13 protein-coding genes are annotated in these 14,987 nt (G+C 71.5%); 5 read left to right on the top strand and 8 right to left on the bottom strand.

The window, feature by feature from the left end; translation table 11 throughout:
• Positions 1–6: 6 nt before the first annotated feature.
• Positions 7–1,761 (top strand): class I SAM-dependent methyltransferase, encoded by a 1,755-nt coding sequence (locus tag CHB73_RS12970; RefSeq protein WP_089275023.1) that lies wholly within the window; start codon positions 7–9, stop codon positions 1,759–1,761.
• Here CHB73_RS12970 and CHB73_RS12965 read toward each other — a convergent pair.
• Positions 1,758–3,203 carry a hypothetical protein gene (locus tag CHB73_RS12965; RefSeq protein WP_089275022.1) on the bottom strand — a complete coding sequence of 482 codons (1,446 nt, stop codon included), beginning with the start codon at positions 3,201–3,203 and terminating at the stop codon, positions 1,758–1,760. The two genes, CHB73_RS12970 and CHB73_RS12965, sit on opposite strands and share 4 nt — an antisense overlap.
• Positions 3,200–3,967 (bottom strand): class I SAM-dependent methyltransferase, encoded by a 768-nt coding sequence (locus CHB73_RS12960; protein ID WP_143337388.1) that lies wholly within the window; start codon positions 3,965–3,967, stop codon positions 3,200–3,202. The genes CHB73_RS12965 and CHB73_RS12960 overlap by 4 nt, the downstream gene beginning before the upstream one ends.
• Before the next feature lie 175 nt (positions 3,968–4,142).
• Between CHB73_RS12960 and CHB73_RS12955 the strand changes: the two genes are divergently transcribed.
• From CHB73_RS12955 to CHB73_RS12940, 4 genes are read left to right on the top strand one after another with little or no spacing between them, the layout of a single operon-like run.
• Complete coding sequence (locus CHB73_RS12955) at positions 4,143–5,258, top strand: glycosyltransferase family protein (RefSeq protein WP_089275020.1); 1,116 nt, start codon at positions 4,143–4,145, stop codon at positions 5,256–5,258.
• Complete coding sequence (locus tag CHB73_RS12950; RefSeq protein WP_089275019.1) at positions 5,255–5,689, top strand: cupin domain-containing protein; 435 nt, start codon at positions 5,255–5,257, stop codon at positions 5,687–5,689. Before CHB73_RS12955 ends, CHB73_RS12950 begins: the two co-directional genes overlap by 4 nt.
• The gene (locus CHB73_RS12945; protein WP_218819426.1) at positions 5,689–6,807 is read left to right on the top strand and encodes a DegT/DnrJ/EryC1/StrS family aminotransferase; all 1,119 of its coding nucleotides are present in this window, start codon (positions 5,689–5,691) and stop codon (positions 6,805–6,807) included. Before CHB73_RS12950 ends, CHB73_RS12945 begins: the two co-directional genes overlap by 1 nt.
• The gene (locus tag CHB73_RS12940; RefSeq protein WP_218819424.1) at positions 6,804–7,583 is read left to right on the top strand and encodes a class I SAM-dependent methyltransferase; all 780 of its coding nucleotides are present in this window, start codon (positions 6,804–6,806) and stop codon (positions 7,581–7,583) included. The genes CHB73_RS12945 and CHB73_RS12940 overlap by 4 nt, the downstream gene beginning before the upstream one ends.
• A 135-nt stretch (positions 7,584–7,718) precedes the next feature.
• On the opposite strand, the gene CHB73_RS12935 is transcribed toward CHB73_RS12940, so the two are convergent.
• Genes CHB73_RS12935 through CHB73_RS12910 form a run of 6 tightly spaced genes read right to left on the bottom strand, consistent with a single transcriptional unit; the run spans position 7,719 to position 14,986 of the window.
• Complete coding sequence (locus CHB73_RS12935; protein WP_089275017.1) at positions 7,719–8,942, bottom strand: glycosyltransferase; 1,224 nt, start codon at positions 8,940–8,942, stop codon at positions 7,719–7,721.
• Positions 8,930–10,735 carry a hypothetical protein gene (locus CHB73_RS12930; protein ID WP_089275016.1) on the bottom strand — a complete coding sequence of 602 codons (1,806 nt, stop codon included), beginning with the start codon at positions 10,733–10,735 and terminating at the stop codon, positions 8,930–8,932. Before CHB73_RS12930 ends, CHB73_RS12935 begins: the two co-directional genes overlap by 13 nt.
• A complete protein-coding gene (locus CHB73_RS12925; protein WP_089275015.1) occupies positions 10,732–12,141 on the bottom strand; it encodes a sulfotransferase in 1,410 nt (469 codons plus the stop codon). The genes CHB73_RS12930 and CHB73_RS12925 overlap by 4 nt, the downstream gene beginning before the upstream one ends.
• A 3-nt stretch (positions 12,142–12,144) precedes the next feature.
• Entirely contained in the window at positions 12,145–12,723 is a 579-nt protein-coding gene (locus CHB73_RS12920) for a GNAT family N-acetyltransferase (RefSeq protein WP_089275014.1), read from the bottom strand.
• The gene (locus CHB73_RS12915; RefSeq protein ID WP_089275013.1) at positions 12,720–14,018 is read right to left on the bottom strand and encodes a DegT/DnrJ/EryC1/StrS family aminotransferase; all 1,299 of its coding nucleotides are present in this window, start codon (positions 14,016–14,018) and stop codon (positions 12,720–12,722) included. The genes CHB73_RS12920 and CHB73_RS12915 overlap by 4 nt, the downstream gene beginning before the upstream one ends.
• A complete protein-coding gene (locus CHB73_RS12910; protein WP_089275012.1) occupies positions 14,015–14,986 on the bottom strand; it encodes a Gfo/Idh/MocA family protein in 972 nt (323 codons plus the stop codon). The genes CHB73_RS12915 and CHB73_RS12910 overlap by 4 nt, the downstream gene beginning before the upstream one ends.
• Position 14,987 lies beyond the last annotated feature (1 nt).

Below are 14,987 nucleotides of genomic sequence, written 5' to 3'. Positions count from 1 at the left end.
ATACGCATGAACAACCGCATACTGTGCATGGAGCTGGACTACACCGCCACCTTCCGGAAGTCCTTCGCCCTCGCCGACGTGGACCTGGACGCCGCCGCGCGCTCCGTGGCGGGCTTCGACTCCAGCTTCGGCGGCAAACGCGGCCTGATCTACGGGGCGGGCGCGTCCGGCGCGCTGGCCCTGCGGCTTGTGTCCGGCCTGCCCGGCGCGGAGATCGCGGGCTTCCTGGACGTGGCCCCGGCCAAGACCGCCTTCGAGGGCCTGCCGGTGACGCATCCGGCCAGGCTGGCCCACTGGCCGGACTATCTGGTCGTCGCCGTGTGCCCGGCAAACTATCTTTCGGTGATGAAGACCCTGGCCTTGCTTGCGCCGGAATCCTGCGACCTGATCTTCTTGTGGCGGTACGAGTTCTTCGATCCCCGCGCCTGGGCGCGCCTGGGCGCGGCGCAGGCCGGGCTCAGGGATTCCTGCGCATCCACGGCCTGTGTCCCGGAAGGCGCGGCGGACCTGCCCGGCGGCGACAACCGGGGCCGGGTGTACTTCGAGGACGGACGCACCTTCCGGGCCATCCTGGAGCAGGACTACGCCTTCTATCGCGACCTGGCGCGCGATGCCGGGCGCATGGCCCGGCTCATGGAGCTGGGCCTGGTCACGACCTGGATCCACGCCGACGGACCCCAGGGCCTGGTGCTGGAGCACCAGAGCCTGCTGGCCCAGTCGCGCGCCAACTGGAGCGCCTCGCAGTACCTGGACGCGGCGCGCTTCTTCGTCGGCTTCTGGGAGGCCGTCGCGCGGGAGGGCTACTCCCTGCAGGACTGCCATACGGACAACGTGCTCTTTGCGCGTTCGCGGCCCCGCTTCGTGGACTTCTGCTCCATCGGCCCGGCCGAGGCCGCCTGCCTGTCCGGCCCGCTGCTGGAGTCCTTTTTCCGGGCCTGGGTGCATCCGCTGGCCCTGGTGGCCGCGCGGCAGACCACCCTCATGCGCGACACCGTGCGGCGCACCCTGGGCTGGGAGGAGCTGGCCCCGCTGCTCACACCGGAGGTGGCGGCCCCGGTGGCGGCCTTGCGCGCCCGGTCCGAGGAGCGCTTCGCCGCGCGCGATCTGCCGGGCTTCCTGGCCGGGGTGCGGGCCTGGCTCGACGGCGTCACCGTGGCGTACTCCGCCGTGGGCTGGAACAGCGAGGGCTATCAGGCCGCCGGGTTGGGCGAGCTGCGGCCCGAGGGCGGCAAGGAGGAACTGGTGCTGGAGCTCTTGGCCCGGCACGGGGCGGCGAGCTTCCTGGACCTGGGCTGCAACAAGGGGCGCTTCAGCCTGCTGGCTGCAAGCCGGGGGGTGGAGACCGTGGGCCTGGACACGGCCGAGAGCCTCATCGACAAGCTGTACCTGCACGCGCGCGACACCGGCCTGCCGCTCACCGCCTTCATCGAGGACGTGGCGGCCTTTGGCGGCTACCGCAAGCCGGAGCGCCGTTTCGACGCCGTGGCCTACCTGGCCCTGGTGCACCATTTGGTGTTCACCTTCGGCAAGACCGTAAGCCAGGTGCTGGACCAGGCCGATGCGCTGTGTCGGCGCGTGCTGCTGCTGGAATACGTGGCCCCGCACGAAAGCGAGCCCTTCGTGCTCTCCAACTATTCGCCCGCGCACCACCCGGAGTACAATCCCCAGACCATCGAGGCGCTCATGCGCGAGCGCTACGACGCGGTTGAGGCGCATGTGCTGTGCCCCACGCGCACGCTCTTCGTGGGGGTGCGCGGCTAGGGGCGCGGCTTCAGGCCGCGCAGCACGGCGCGCGCCGCGGCCAGCACCTCGCGCCAGTCCAGCTCGTAGTCCGCGCTGTAGCTGTCGCGGCCAGGCTCGTGGATGGTCCTGCCGCACACGGGATGCGCCAGGGCGCAGCGCTCCCGCCGGTTTACGCAGAAGGGTTCGGGCTTGGCCCATTCCTCGTGGCAGTGGATGACGCCGGGGATGTTGGCGATGCTGGTGATGCCCGTGCCGTTGCCGTAGGGGGCGATGAAGAAATCCGCCTTTCGCGCCCAGGCCAGGGCCTCGTACAGGCTGGTGCCCAGGCCGTCGAAGGCCGCCACCGAGGGCGAGAGCGCGGCCAGCAGCTCTTCCAGCGCGGGCCGTTCCCGCTCCCAGCCGTCAAAAACCGCCCCTAGGCCTGGGTGCTCCGTGGCCAGGGCGTTCAGCACTTGCGCCAGGCCCTGGGCCTCGCCGCGCCAAGCGCGGTTGTGCCCGCGCAGGGTCACCCAGACCAGCGGCCGCGAGAGCGCCGACTCCTCCACCCGCCGCGCCAGCTCGGGCGTAAGGCGCTCTGCCGCCGCGTCCAGCAGTCGTCGGGCCACGGCCTCCTGCAGGGGCGCGGTGTGGGACAGCCGCGTGACGAAGAGGTTCTCCTCAAGCGCAAGCCGGAACAGCTCCGGCGGGGTTTGCCCGCCCTGGGCGGCCACGCGCAGGGGCGCGGGGCCGAGCTCCGCCGCGAACACCTGGCCCGCGTCGAAGAAATCAAAGGGGCCGAGGACCGACAAGGGCTCGCGGCCTGCGGTAAGGGCCGGGACAAAGGGCAGGGCCGAGAGCTCGTCGCTTACATGGTGGCCGAAGTTGAATACGAAGCCCAGGGCCAGCGCCGTGCGGCGCGTGGCGCCCGCGTTGCGGTACGCGGCCGCGAGGCCCGCGTTTTCCGCCAGCAGCCGGGCGAAGAGCTTGAGCCACTCCGCGAACTGCGCCGCGCCGTAGTAGTCGTGGTTGTGCGGGTAGCGCCGGTACTCGATGAAGCTCGCCAGGGCGTGCGCCTGCGGCAGCCAGAGGGCGACCTTGGCCTGGGGCGATTTGGCCGCCACGAGGAAGAATTCGCCGCAGCAGCGGAAGCGGTGGAACACCGGCTGGTCAAAGGCGTTGATGAACGCCGGGTAGGACTCGGTCCCGGCTGTGGGCCTGCCGCACCAGGGGCACACGGCGCTTACGGCCCCGCACGCCAGGGCGGCCTGCTGGAAGGCGGGCAGGCGCGGGTCGAAGCGCGGGGCGGCCAGGCCGAGCTCCGCCAGCCGCGCGGCTTCGGCCCCGGCGTCGTCGGCCCCGCAGGCGGCGATGTGCGCGGCGCAAAGGCCCAGCGCCGCGGCCTCGTCGCGCCACTGGTCCGGCTCCTCGGCGATCCAGAAGCGCTCGATGCGCGGAGGCTCGAAATGTGGCGCGCCGCTCACGGCTTGACCGCCTCCATGAACAGGGAGTCGGGCTTTCGAACGCCGCCGTCGGCCTCGATGTCCAGCAGATAGGCGTTGAAGCCGGGAATGGCGGATTCATCCGCCCTGCACGGGCGCGGCTGAACGAAGCCCGCGGCCAGCAGGGCCTGGGCCAGGGAATGGCGGTCGTACAGCCAGTGGTGGACCTCGCCGGAGCTGCGGAACGCGCCGATGGCGGCCGGGTCCGGGCGCGCGGGCGCAGGCGCGGCAGCGCCCGCCGGGCGCAGTTTGCCTGCGGCGCGCAGGGCCGCGCGGGCTTGCCGGGCCTCCGCGCCCACCCGCGCGAACACATACTCCTGGGCGGGCATGGGGTCCTGCTTCCAGTAGTCCAGCATCTCGCCGCCGGAGCGTTCGCGCACCATCTGGTCCAGCATTTCCAGCATGATCCATTGATAGCGTTCGCGGCTGCCCTCGTCTCCGGCCAGCGCGCCTTCCAACTGCGCCAGGTACTGCCGGGCCATGGCCTCGAAGTCCGGCACGGCGCAGCGCAGCACCCCGCCGGGCTTAAGCACCCGCAGGCACTCCCGCAGGAAGCCGCCAGCCTGGGCGCGGGGAAAGTGCTCCAGCAGGTGCGAGTGGTAGGCCACGTCGAAAGAGGCGTCGGGAAACGGCAGCCCGCGCGAAAGGTCGCAGGCCATGACCTCCGGCGCGCAGGCGCGGAAGTCCACATTGACCCAGTCCGGGTGGAAGCGCCCGCCGCACCCCAGGTTCAGCATCCGCCGCATGAACACCTCGCATTTCCGGTTGCCACCGGTCCGGTCCGTTCAGTACCATCCGGCCGACTTTGCAAGAGGGAAGCCATTGCCCGCCGCCTGCGGTGGCTCGGAACTTGCTGTGGGTAGCGCGCGGCGTTCATGCCGTCAAGAAATCGCCCGCACGAGAGGGAGGCGCCCAAAACCCATGCCCGCCGCACTTGTCGCCCAGTATCCCTGGTGGTCCCTGTCGGACCCGGTCATCACCTTCGCCATGCGCCTGACCCGCCTGGGGCTTTCCCCTCGGCTGGTGGGGCCGCGACAGCTGGATTTTCTTGCCCGGCGCTTCCCCAGCGAAGCGGTGTTTCGCGAGCTTCCCGTGCACTGGTCGGCCTCCGCGCAGGAGGCCCCGCAGCGCCTGGTCGAGGCCCTTTCCGGCCCCGGCCCGCGCCTGGCCGTGTTCTTTGACGAGCCGTCGTTCCTCGCCTGCGCGCAGACCGTGGCGGATTTGGGCGCGCGCGCCTTCCTGTATTCCACAGAGATTCCCGATCCCGGCCAGTTCGACGCGGGCCTTCTGGCCCGCGCCTTTGCCGCAAGCCGCGCCCGGCTGCTGATTCAGGACCAGGACCGCCTTCGCGGCTACGCCCAGGCCACGGGGTACGTCCCGGCCGACCCGGTGCTTCTGCCCAACGCCAGCCTGCCTGATGAGGATTACGGCGAGGAGGATGTGGAGATTCCTGGCGTGGAGGACTGGTCGCGCACCCTGGTGCTCTCCGGATCCATCCAGACCGAGCACGCCACACTGGAGACCATGGCCTCCTTTTTGCGCTGCGCGGCGGCCTCGCGACCCGGCTGGAAACTTTTGGTGAGCGGCTGGGGCGGCGCGGGGCTGGAGGAGCTGCGGGCCGTCGCCCAGCGGTGGCCGGAGATCGTGCTGAACACCGATTTCTTGAGCGGCCCGCAAATACGCCGGGTGTACGCCCTGTGCCGGGCGGGCGTTGTCAGCTACTACAACGGCGGGTACAACCACCGGCATTGCGGCCGGGCCTCGGGCAAGCTGTACTGGATTTGCCGGGCGGGCAAACCGGTGCTCTCGAACGACAACCTGTCCATTTCCGGCCTGGTGCGCGAACACGGCCTGGGCTTCGACCTGACGCGGGCCGCGAGCCTGGACGCGCTCGACGACGCCGGACCTGCGGGCGGCGCGGCCATGGGCGCGCGGGCGCGGGCCTTTTATGCGACCGAGGCCCAGGCCATGAGCGCCACGCTGGACGCCCTGCTTGCGGACAACGGTACCGACCCGGCCCAAGGAGGCAGCCGATGATCGAGCACATCGCCCACCAGGGCCGCACCCTGGCGCTGATTCTGCGCGCGGGCTTCCAGAAGGACGGCATCGAGTTCTTCACCCCGCCGGAGTTTTCGCAGCAACTGGCCTACATGAAGCGCGGCAAGGGCTACGCCATTCCGCCGCACGTGCACAACCCCGTCCCGCGCGAGGTGCGCTTCACCCATGAGGTGCTGTTCATCAAGAGCGGCCGCGTGCGCGTGGACTTCTACCAGGACGGCGACGCCTACCTGGAAAGCCGCGTGCTCGGCCCCGGCGATGTGATTCTGCTGGCCGACGGCGGCCATGGCTTCGCCATGCTGGAGGAGTCGGAGATCATCGAGGTGAAACAGGGGCCGTATGCGGGCGAGGACGACAAGCGCCGCTTCGCGCCCGTGGACGAGGCCTGCGTGCGTCTGGAGGACTGCTGATGGATTTCATCCCCGTGAACGAGCCCCGGCTGGACGGCAACGAGGAACGCTACCTGGTGGAGTGCGTGCGCTCGGGCTGGATCTCCTCCGAAGGCCCCTTCGTGGCCCGGTTGGAGGAAGGCCTGGCCCGGCGCATGGGCCGCAGGCACGCCGTGGCCGTGTGCAACGGCTCCGCCGCGCTGGACGCCGCCGTGGCCGCCCTGCGCCTGGGGCCGGGCGATGAGGTCATCCTGCCCGCGCACACCATCATCTCCTGCGCCGCCGCCATCGTGCGGGCCGGGGCCACCCCGGTGCTGGCCGACTGCGACCCGGACACCTGGAATGTCACGGTGGAGGCGGTGGCCGCGCGCATCACGCCGCGCACCAGGGCCATCATGGCCGTGCACATCTTCGGCCTGCCCTCGCCCATGCAGGGCCTGCTGGCCCTTGCGGAGCGGCACGGCCTCGTGGTCATCGAGGACGCGGCCCAGGCCATCGGCCAGACCTGCAACGGCAGGCCTTGCGGCGGGTTGGGCGACCTCAGCTGCCTGAGCTTCTACCCCAACAAGCACGTCACCACGGGCGAGGGCGGGATGCTCCTCACCGACGACGACGGGCTTGCGGAGCGCTGCCGCAGCTTGCGCAACCTCTGCTTCCAGAAGCGGCGCTTCGTGCACGAGGAGCTGGGCTGGAACTTCCGCATGAGCAACCTGCAGGCGGCCGTGGGCGTGGCCCAGCTGGAGCGCCTGGACGCCGCGCTTGTCCGCAAGCGGGAGATGGGCGCGCTGTACCGGCGGCTGCTTGCGGGCGCGCCGGGCATCCAGCTGCCCCTTGCCCGCACGGCGGACGCCGAGAACGTCTACTGGGTCTTCGGCGTGGTGCTGGATGACGCCGTTCCCTTCGACGCCGAAGAGGCCATGGCGCGGTTGGGCAAGGCCGGGGTGGGCACGCGGCCCTTCTTCTGGCCCCTGCACGAACAGCCCGTATTGCGACGCCTGGGGCTTTTCGCGGGCGAGCGGCACCCGGTTTCCGAGCGCATCGCCCGGCGCGGCTTCTACCTGCCCGGCGGACTGGGGACCACGGACGCCCAGATCGAGGCCGCGGCCGCGCAACTGCGCCACCTGCTGGAGACGGCGTGAGCGCGGGCGGGGAAGAGCAAGCCCGCGGCGGCGTGTTCGGTCTGTACGCGGCCTACTACGACCTGCTGTACCGCGACAAGGACTACGCGGCCGAGGCCGCCTTCGTGGCCGGACGCCTGCGCGCGCACGCGCCCGGGGCGCGCAGCCTGCTGGAGCTTGGCTGCGGCACGGGCAGGCACGCGGCGCTGTTCTCCGCCATGGGCTTCCAGGTCACCGGCGTGGACCGCTCCGAGGGGATGCTGGACAAGGCCCGCGCCAACGGCCCCGGCTGCCGCTTTCTGGCGGCGGACATCCGCGAGCTGGCCCTGGACCGCCGCTTCGACGCCGTGGTCTCGCTGTTCCACGTCATGAGCTACCTGACCGAGGACGCGGACCTTGTGGCCGCGCTTTCCCGCGCCGCGGAGCATTTGGCGCCGGGCGGGCTGCTCTTCTTTGACTTCTGGCACGGCCCGGCCGTGCTGAAAACCCCGGCAGAGGTCCGCGTGAAGGAGATGGCCGATGAGCGCGTTTGCGTCATCCGCCGGGCCGACCCCGTGCACCACGCCCACCGGCACGTGGTGGACGTGAACTTCACCGTGAACATCCGCGAGCGCAGCGGCGACCGCGCCGAGACCCTGCGCGAGACGCACGCCATGCGCTATTTCTTCGCGCCGGAGCTGGAAGGCTTCCTGGAACAGGCTGGGCTTGTCGCCCTGGAGTTCGGGGAGTGGATGACCGGCGCGCCCGCGAGCGACGACGCCTGGTCCGTGTACTGCCTGGCCCGCAAGCGCGGCTAGTCCGGGCCCCTTGTCGGGCGGGACCTTGCGCCGATGCCTTCACACCGGCGCCGCCCCGCTGGCCGGAGCGCGCGATCCTTCGCGCAGCCCGGCGTTCCGGGCGAAAGCGCCCGTCTGTGAGGCCTGGGGGGATTCTCAGCGGCCTTGGGCCAGCTCTTCCAGCAGCGCGGCCAGCCTTCCGGCCTGGATGGGCAAGGGGTAGCGGGCCAGCGCCAGTTCCCGGCAGCGCGCCCGCGCATCGCGCGGCCCCCGCGCCAGCACTGTTTCGATGGCTTCGGCCAGGGCGTGCGGCGTCATCTCCCGCGCGGCCGCGCCAGCCCCGTCCGCCAGCATCTCCTCCACCCCGCCCACGGCGAATCCGGCCACGGGCGTGCCGCAGGCCAGGGCCTCGGCCACGGTGTTGGGCAGGTTGTCCTGCCGCGCCGGATGCACGAGCACGTCCGCCGCGCTGTACGCCAGCACCTTGTCCGCGTCGCGGGTAAGCAGGCCCAGGCGGCGCACGGCCGCGTGGCCTTCCGGAACCTCCAGCCCGCCGCCGCCCATGAGCAGCAGGGTGGCTCCCGGCTCAAGCCGGGGCAAGGCCGCCAACAGCAGGTCCGTGCCCTTGCGCGGGTCGTCCAGCAACAGCGAGGCCGCCAAGAGCACCCGGCCCCGCTCCGGCAGGCCCAGGGCGCGCCGGGCCTGGGCGCGGTCCACGGGGCGAAACACGTCCAGATCCAGGCCGTTGGCCAGCACCTCCACCCTGTGTTCGGCCCACAGGCCCAAGGAGGCCTCCCGCGCGATCCAGGCCGAGGGTGCCGCGGCGCAGAGGCCGGGGGTTTGCGCCAGCACGGCGCGCTTCTCCGCCAGTTGGGCGGCGATGCGCTCCGGCGCGCAGGAGGGGTATTCGCCCCAGGTGGGGCAGGCCTCGCCGCAGGTCCCGGAAAGATGCAGGCGGCAGCCGCCGGTGTAGGCGCAACGCCCCGTGGCGCTCCACAGGTCGTGCAGGGTCCAGACCGTGGGCGCGGCCTGGGCGCACTGCCCGGCCAGCTCCGCGCTCCAGCCGTGGCGCGTGGCCCCGTGCAGGTTGTGCACGCTGATCGCCTGGGGCCGGAAGCGTTCGATGATCCGGCCCAGCTCCGCGCGGACGTGTTCCCTGGCGGCGGCCGAGGGCTCGTCCAGCCAGTCGCGCACCAGCTCCGGCGGGGTTTCGATGACCTCGGTGTCCCAGGGATGCGCGTTGCCCGGCTGCGGCGTGTCCGGGAAGCGCACCACGCGCAGCACCTGGTGCCCCAGCCGCGTCAGGCCCGACGCCATGCGCGCGGCGGCTGTGGAGGCCCCGCCTTTCACCTCCCCGTCGGAGAGCATCAGGATGCGCATGACCCGCCCCCTTGCGGCGCAAAGTCCGCCGCGATGTCGCGCAGGCTGCGGCGTTTCCCGGCGTGGAAGCCGCGCGCGAAGTCCCGCGCTTTGGACGCAAGGCCCTGCGCATACTCCGGTTCGGTCAGGAAGCGGCGCACGGCGGCCCAGAATGCGTCCGCGCTCAAAGTCATGTCGCCTGCCGGGTCGTAGATGTCCGCAAAGGGGAAGGGTTCGGCCCGGCCCAGGTGCGGGTCCAGGCGGAAGTGCAGCAGGGGCTTGCCCGCTTCGGCGCAGTGCAGCACGCCCACGCCCGTGTAGTTGAGCGCCACCACAAGGTCCGCGGCGGCAAGGGCGCGGGCCAGGGGCAGGTCCAGCGGGGCCAGCAGGGCGCGCGCCTCCGGTCCGGCGGCGTCCACGGCCTCCAGGTCCGGCAGGCCGGGGTGGGTCTTGAGGCTGAGGGCCAGGCGCGGGGCCAGGTCGGCCGGGGGCGCGGCCAAGGCGCGCAGGGCGGCCAGCTGCGCCCCCAAGGCCAGCACCGGGTAGAGCACGCCCGGCCGTCCTGTTGCGGCCATCAGCGCCAGCACGTTGAGCTTCCCCTTGGCCGCGGCCCAGGGTAGGCCGGTGTCCACGGGGTATTCGTTCTCAATGCCCAGGTCCGCGCAGGGGACGAGGCGCTTTGCCGTGATGCCGGAGCGCAGGTACGCCTCGCGGTCGCCCTGCCCCAGGTGCAGCACCAGATCGGCTTTGGGCCGGGCGGCCCGGGTAAGCCCCACGCCGTGGGGCAGGCAGAGGCTCGGGATGCCGAGCTCTCCGGCCACGCTGGCGGGCAGCTGGGATTCGCTGTCTTCCAGGCTGCTGACGGCCACAAGCGCCGGGGGCGCGGCGGCCATGGCGCGCCGCCAGTAGCCGCGCGTGGCCTCCAGCCAGGTCCAGCGCCGGAACAAGGCGGCGAAGTGCGCGGCGTTGACCGCGAGCATGGTCCGCAGGGGCTCGGGCTGGGCGTTTTGCAGCAGCTCCAGCGCCTGTGCGCAGCGGCCCGCAACGTCCGGCCCCGGATTGCCCGCCGGACCCAGGCCCAGCACGGGCAGCCCGGTATCCCGCGCAATGGGCCGAATGTGCTCCGGCAGGTGCGAGTTCACCACCAGCACTACACGGTCGCCAAAGGCGGCGCGCAGCTCCCGGATGTGCCGCCCCAGGCGGAACACCTCCAGCGGGTTCAGGCACACGGCCGCCCGGCCGCGCAGGAGTTCCGCGTTGTCGTGCAGAAAAAAATCCGGCTGCGCGTCGCCGTCCGGGGCCGGGGATGGCGTCGCGGCCTCTTGCGGCTCCGGCAGGACGACGCTCTCCACCTGGCCGGGAAAGGCTGCGGCCCAGTACAGGGCGGCGGTGTCCGCGGGCTCGAAGTAGAGCATGGGTCGCGGCGGGTTGCGGCGGAAGACCGTGAGTGCGCGCACGCCCCGCGCGACGAGGGCGGTCATGAGCCCGTGCGCGGTGGCGGCGGAGAGCCAGTAGGCGTAGAGGGCCTCGCGGTCGAATTCCGGCCAGCACAGGCCGTCAAAAGTGAGCCCGGCGCGGGCGGGTTCGAACCAGGAGGTCTCCAGCCTTGTGGCCAGGGCGCGGGCGCTGGCCTGGGCGGTCTCGTCCAGCCAGTCATCCAGGATGGTTGCGGCCAGTCCCTCGCGCAGGGTCCAGGCCAGGGCCTGGGAGTCGAGCGCCACCAGCGTGCGGCCCTGGGCTGCGTCCTCCAGGAGGCGCTGCTGTCCCGGCCCGGCGAGGTCCGTGCCGTGGAAGAGGACGGCGTGCGCGATCATGCGTCCGGGCCTTGGCTGTTTTCGGCGCGGGGCCAGCCTGCCGGGCCGGGAAGGGTGCGGAAGCCGGGATTGTCGAAATAGCCGCGCCGGATGAAGCTCATAAGCGCCAGCCTGGACAGCGCGTAGAAGGGCGGCAGGGCCAGGGCATAAAAGAGCCGCCGGCTAAGCTCGCGCCAGCCCAGGCGCGTGCCATCCGCCAGCCAGGCGGGCGCGGGCAGTTCCCCGGTGAAGGGCCGCCACAGCCGGGCGGCGAGGCCGCGCCGGGGGTCGGCGTGCAGGGGCGCATAGCCCAGGTCGCGCATCTCGTCGGCGAAAAGGGCTTCGATGACGGCGGTTTCGCTGTCCGAAAGGCGCGAGCGCCAGCGCTGGGTGACGTAGGCGTTGGGCCCGGTGACCTTGCGCGACACGTTGTCCGGATCGTTCTTGAGCGGACCGTGGGCGTTGGTCTGGTACGTGTTGCTGTAGGCGCCGGCCCCGCGCCAGGGGCTGCCCAGGCTGGTGGGCGTGAAGTCCGGCTCGGCCCAGGGCCGGTGGAAGTCCACCCCCAGCCAGCGGCACAGGCCGCGCAGGGTGGGCGCGAAGTCCAGGTTCAGATCCTCGTTGCGCAGGGTGACGAAATGCGGCGCGAATTCGGTTTTGAGCGCGTACACGGTCTTGGCGGCGGATGCGCAGTACACGATCCAGTGCAGGAACACGCAGCCCTCGGTGCTGGGTTCGCCGCTGGCGAGCTCCGCCAGACGTGCGCAAAGGCTGCCGGGGGCCAGTCCGTGCATGTTGCCGTTGACGTTGACGAACTGGTGGCGGTTGGAGGCGAACACCGCGCGCGGGTCGCGCACAAGGCTGATGAACCGCGCCTGCGGGAAGTCCCGCAGCATTTCCCGTGCAATGCGCCCGCTGAAGGGCCTAGCCCGCGGCTCCGCGCGCAGGCTCACCGCGTCGGAGGTGAGGATGTAGGCCGTCTGGGAGGTGTCGCGCCCAGCGGCGACGGCGAAGGCGTAGTAGGCGGCCAGCACCAGGTCGCGCCGGGAGATGGTCGGCCCCGCCGAAAGGAGTTCCGTGAAGGCGCGCAGCCCGGCCTCGCGGTCCAGGGGAACGTCGGGATCGCCGCCGATGCGCCGGACAAAGGCGCGCTGTTCCGCGTCCATGGGCTGCATGGTCAGCCCGAACTTGGTGCGCGAAAGAATGAACGCCCGCGCCCGCTCAGCCCCTATTTCCGGGCTGTCGCCGAACTCGGAGAGCAGGTAGGAATACAGGTAGTGCGCCCAGTGACAGCCCAGCACTTGCGGATGCTGGTCGAAGCTGGCCATGACGAAGCCGTTGCCAGCCCTCCCGGAGTGGTCGAGCACGGCCAGCAGGTTGGCCCGCGCGCCAAAGGCGCGGAACGCGGCGGCGTGGCTGGCGTCCATGGGCTAGCGCTCCTCTCCGTTTGGCCCATAGGGCGGCAGGGGGTGGCGGGCAAGCCAGTCCTCGCGGAACAGGGCGAAGAAGACGGCGTCCACCTCGCGGCCGTCCAGCACAAAGCGCCGGGCGCGGCGGCCGTCGGGCGTCATGCCGAGCTTGTGGGCCACGCGCAGCATGGCGGCGTTCTCCTCCATGGCCCCGGCCTCTATCTTGCGCAGGCCGCGCGCGCGGAACAGGTGGTCGGCCAGGGCGGTCCAGGCCTGGGTGGCCAGGTCGCGGCCCCAGTGCCCGCGTTCGCCGATGAGGATGCCCAGTTCGGCCACGGCGTTGGGGGCGTCCACCGTGGCGGTGACATTGCCCACGTGCCCGCCCTGCCGCGTAAGCATGGCCCAAAGGCCGCTGGGCGAGCCCGCGAAGGATTCCGCGTAGGCCCGGCAGGACTCCAGGCTGTGCGCGCGGTGGCGCTGCTCGCTGTGGCGCACCACCTCCGGGTCGTTGAGCCACGACACGTAGCGCTGGCCCAGATGTTTCGGCCCGAAGGGCTCAAGGGTCAGCAGCGGCGTGCGCAGCGTGGCGTCGGCGCTCATTTTCCTGCTCCGGCCCTGGCCCTGGCGCGCAGTTCGTCCAGGTTGGCCCACACCTTGCGGAAGGCGGCGATGACCAGATCGGCCTCCTCGTCGGTGTAGTCGTGGGGGCCAAGTTCCAGCGCCAGCAGTTCGTGCTTGTGCAGCCGCTCGGCCACGGGGCAGATGCCCTCGTCGTAGCGCGCGTGGCCGTGGTAGAAGTCCGCGCTCCAGGGGAAGCCGCGGCTGCCGTGGGCCGTGCGCCGCTGGTAGATGGGCAGCAGGTGCAGCAGCTGGTAGCCCGGCGAGATGTGGGGCACGCCCTCTGCGCGCAGGGCGTCGAGGATCAGCCCGCGCTCCACGCCGATGGCCTTTTCGTCCAGGCGTGGGGCGTAGATGTAGAACACGTGGGTGCAGCCCGGCCGGATGACCGGCGTGGCGAGGCCCTCCAGTCCGGCGAGCCCGCGCGAAAGCCGCTCGCCCGTGGCCTGGCGCATGGCCGCAAGGCCCGGCAGGCGCTTCAGCTGCTCGGCGGCCATGGCGGCTTCGATCTCGCCGTAGCGCAGGTTGTAGCCGATGATGTTGGCGATGTCGTTCTCGCCCTTGGGGCCGATCACGGCCTCGCCGTGGTTGCGGATGAGGCGCATCCGCTCGGCTATGCGGTCGTCGGCCGTGACCATGACCCCGCCCTCTCCGGTCTGGATGAGCTTGTGGCAGTTGAGGCTGAAGCCGCCCACGTCGGCCACGCAGCCAGCGAAGCCTTGCGGGCATTTGGCGTAGGGGGCCTGGGCCGCGTCCTCCACGAGCTTCAGCCCGTGGCGGGCGCAGATGGCCGCAAGCTCGTCCAGCCGGGCCGCGTGGCCGAAGATGTCGGTGACGATGACGGCCTTGGTGCGCGGGGTGATGTTGGCTTCCACCGAGGCCGGGTCCAGGTTGAAGGTCTCGGGCTCGATGTCCGCGAACACGGGAATGGCGTTCCACACCAGGATGGCCGTGGCCGTGGCCGACATGGTCCAGGGGCTGACGATGACCTCGTCGCCGGGCGCTATGCCCAGCGCCCCCACCGAGGCCATGAGCCCGGAGGACAGGGAGTTGAAGGCCACGGCGTGCTTGATTCCGAAGAGTTTTGCGAAGGCGGTCTCGAAGGCGAGCACCTCCGGCCCGCCGTAGAAGCGTTCGTTCCAGGAGCCCAGGTAGCCGGAGAGCGTGCCCGAACGGATGACCCGCAGGGCGGCGTCCTCCTCGGCCTTGCCGATGCTGTTGTATGTGGAGAAGGGGCGGGCGATGGTCCTTTCGCCGCCGAAAAGCGCGAGCGTCATTGCGTGTCCTCCATGAGAATGCGGTCCATGAGGCGGTGCAGGGCCAGGCTGTCGCGACCGGTGGAAACGGGCAGGGCCGCGCCGTCGAGCACATCGGCCAGGTGGGCCGCCGCGTTGGGCAGGGCCTGGTCCAGCGCCACCTGCCGGGGCGCGTCCGGGGTGAAGGCCGTCAGGCCCGGGTAGTCCGGAAGCGCGGCCGGGGAATAATGCGTCAGCGCGCCCAGGGTGTCCAGGGTCAGGCGGCCGCGCGTGCCGATGACGTCGATTTCGTTGATGCGCAAGACCCCGTCCGAGAGGCCCACCAGGCGCGCCTCAAGGCCGTCGGCATAGGCCAGGGTCACGCTCACGGTGGGGTCCTCCGGGGTGATGCCGGGCCTCTTGCCGTCCATACGCACGCGCTCGGGTTCGCCCAGCCACCACAAGAGCAGGTCCAGGTAGTGCGAGGCGTTGTGCCGGAAGCCCCGCGAATAGTAGACGAGCAACGACTCCAGCCGCCCCAGCTCCCCGGCGGCCATGCGTCGGCGCATGTCTGCGTATTCCGGCAGGAAGCGGCGCGAGTAGTTCACGCACAGGGCCGCGCCCGCGCGCTCCAAAAGGCCGACCAGCTCCTCGGCCTCGGCCAGGGAGCCCGCCAGCGGCTTTTCGCACAGCACGGCGCGCAGGTCTTGTGCGGCCGCCAGGCGCAGCAGCTCCGGATGTGTCCGGTCCGGCGCGGCAATGATCGCGGCCTGGGCCGGGCAGGCGGAAAACAGCTCCTGCGCCGTGGCGAAGGCGGGCAGGCCGTACAGTCGGGCGATCTCCGCGCGCGTCGCCGGGTCGGGGTCGGCCACGCCCAAAAGGCGCAGGCGCGGCTGGGCCAGGATGGCGTGGAGGTGCGAGAGCGCGCCAAGGCCGTTGCGTCCCCGGCCAAAGCGGTAGCCGATGCCCCCGCAGCCCAGCAGGACCACGCCGTGCGGCGCGCCGGCCACG

This window comes from Humidesulfovibrio mexicanus, from assembly GCF_900188225.1.
GTDB lineage: Bacteria > Desulfobacterota > Desulfovibrionia > Desulfovibrionales > Desulfovibrionaceae > Humidesulfovibrio > Humidesulfovibrio mexicanus.
This window is presented reverse-complemented; position numbering and strand designations above follow the sequence as displayed.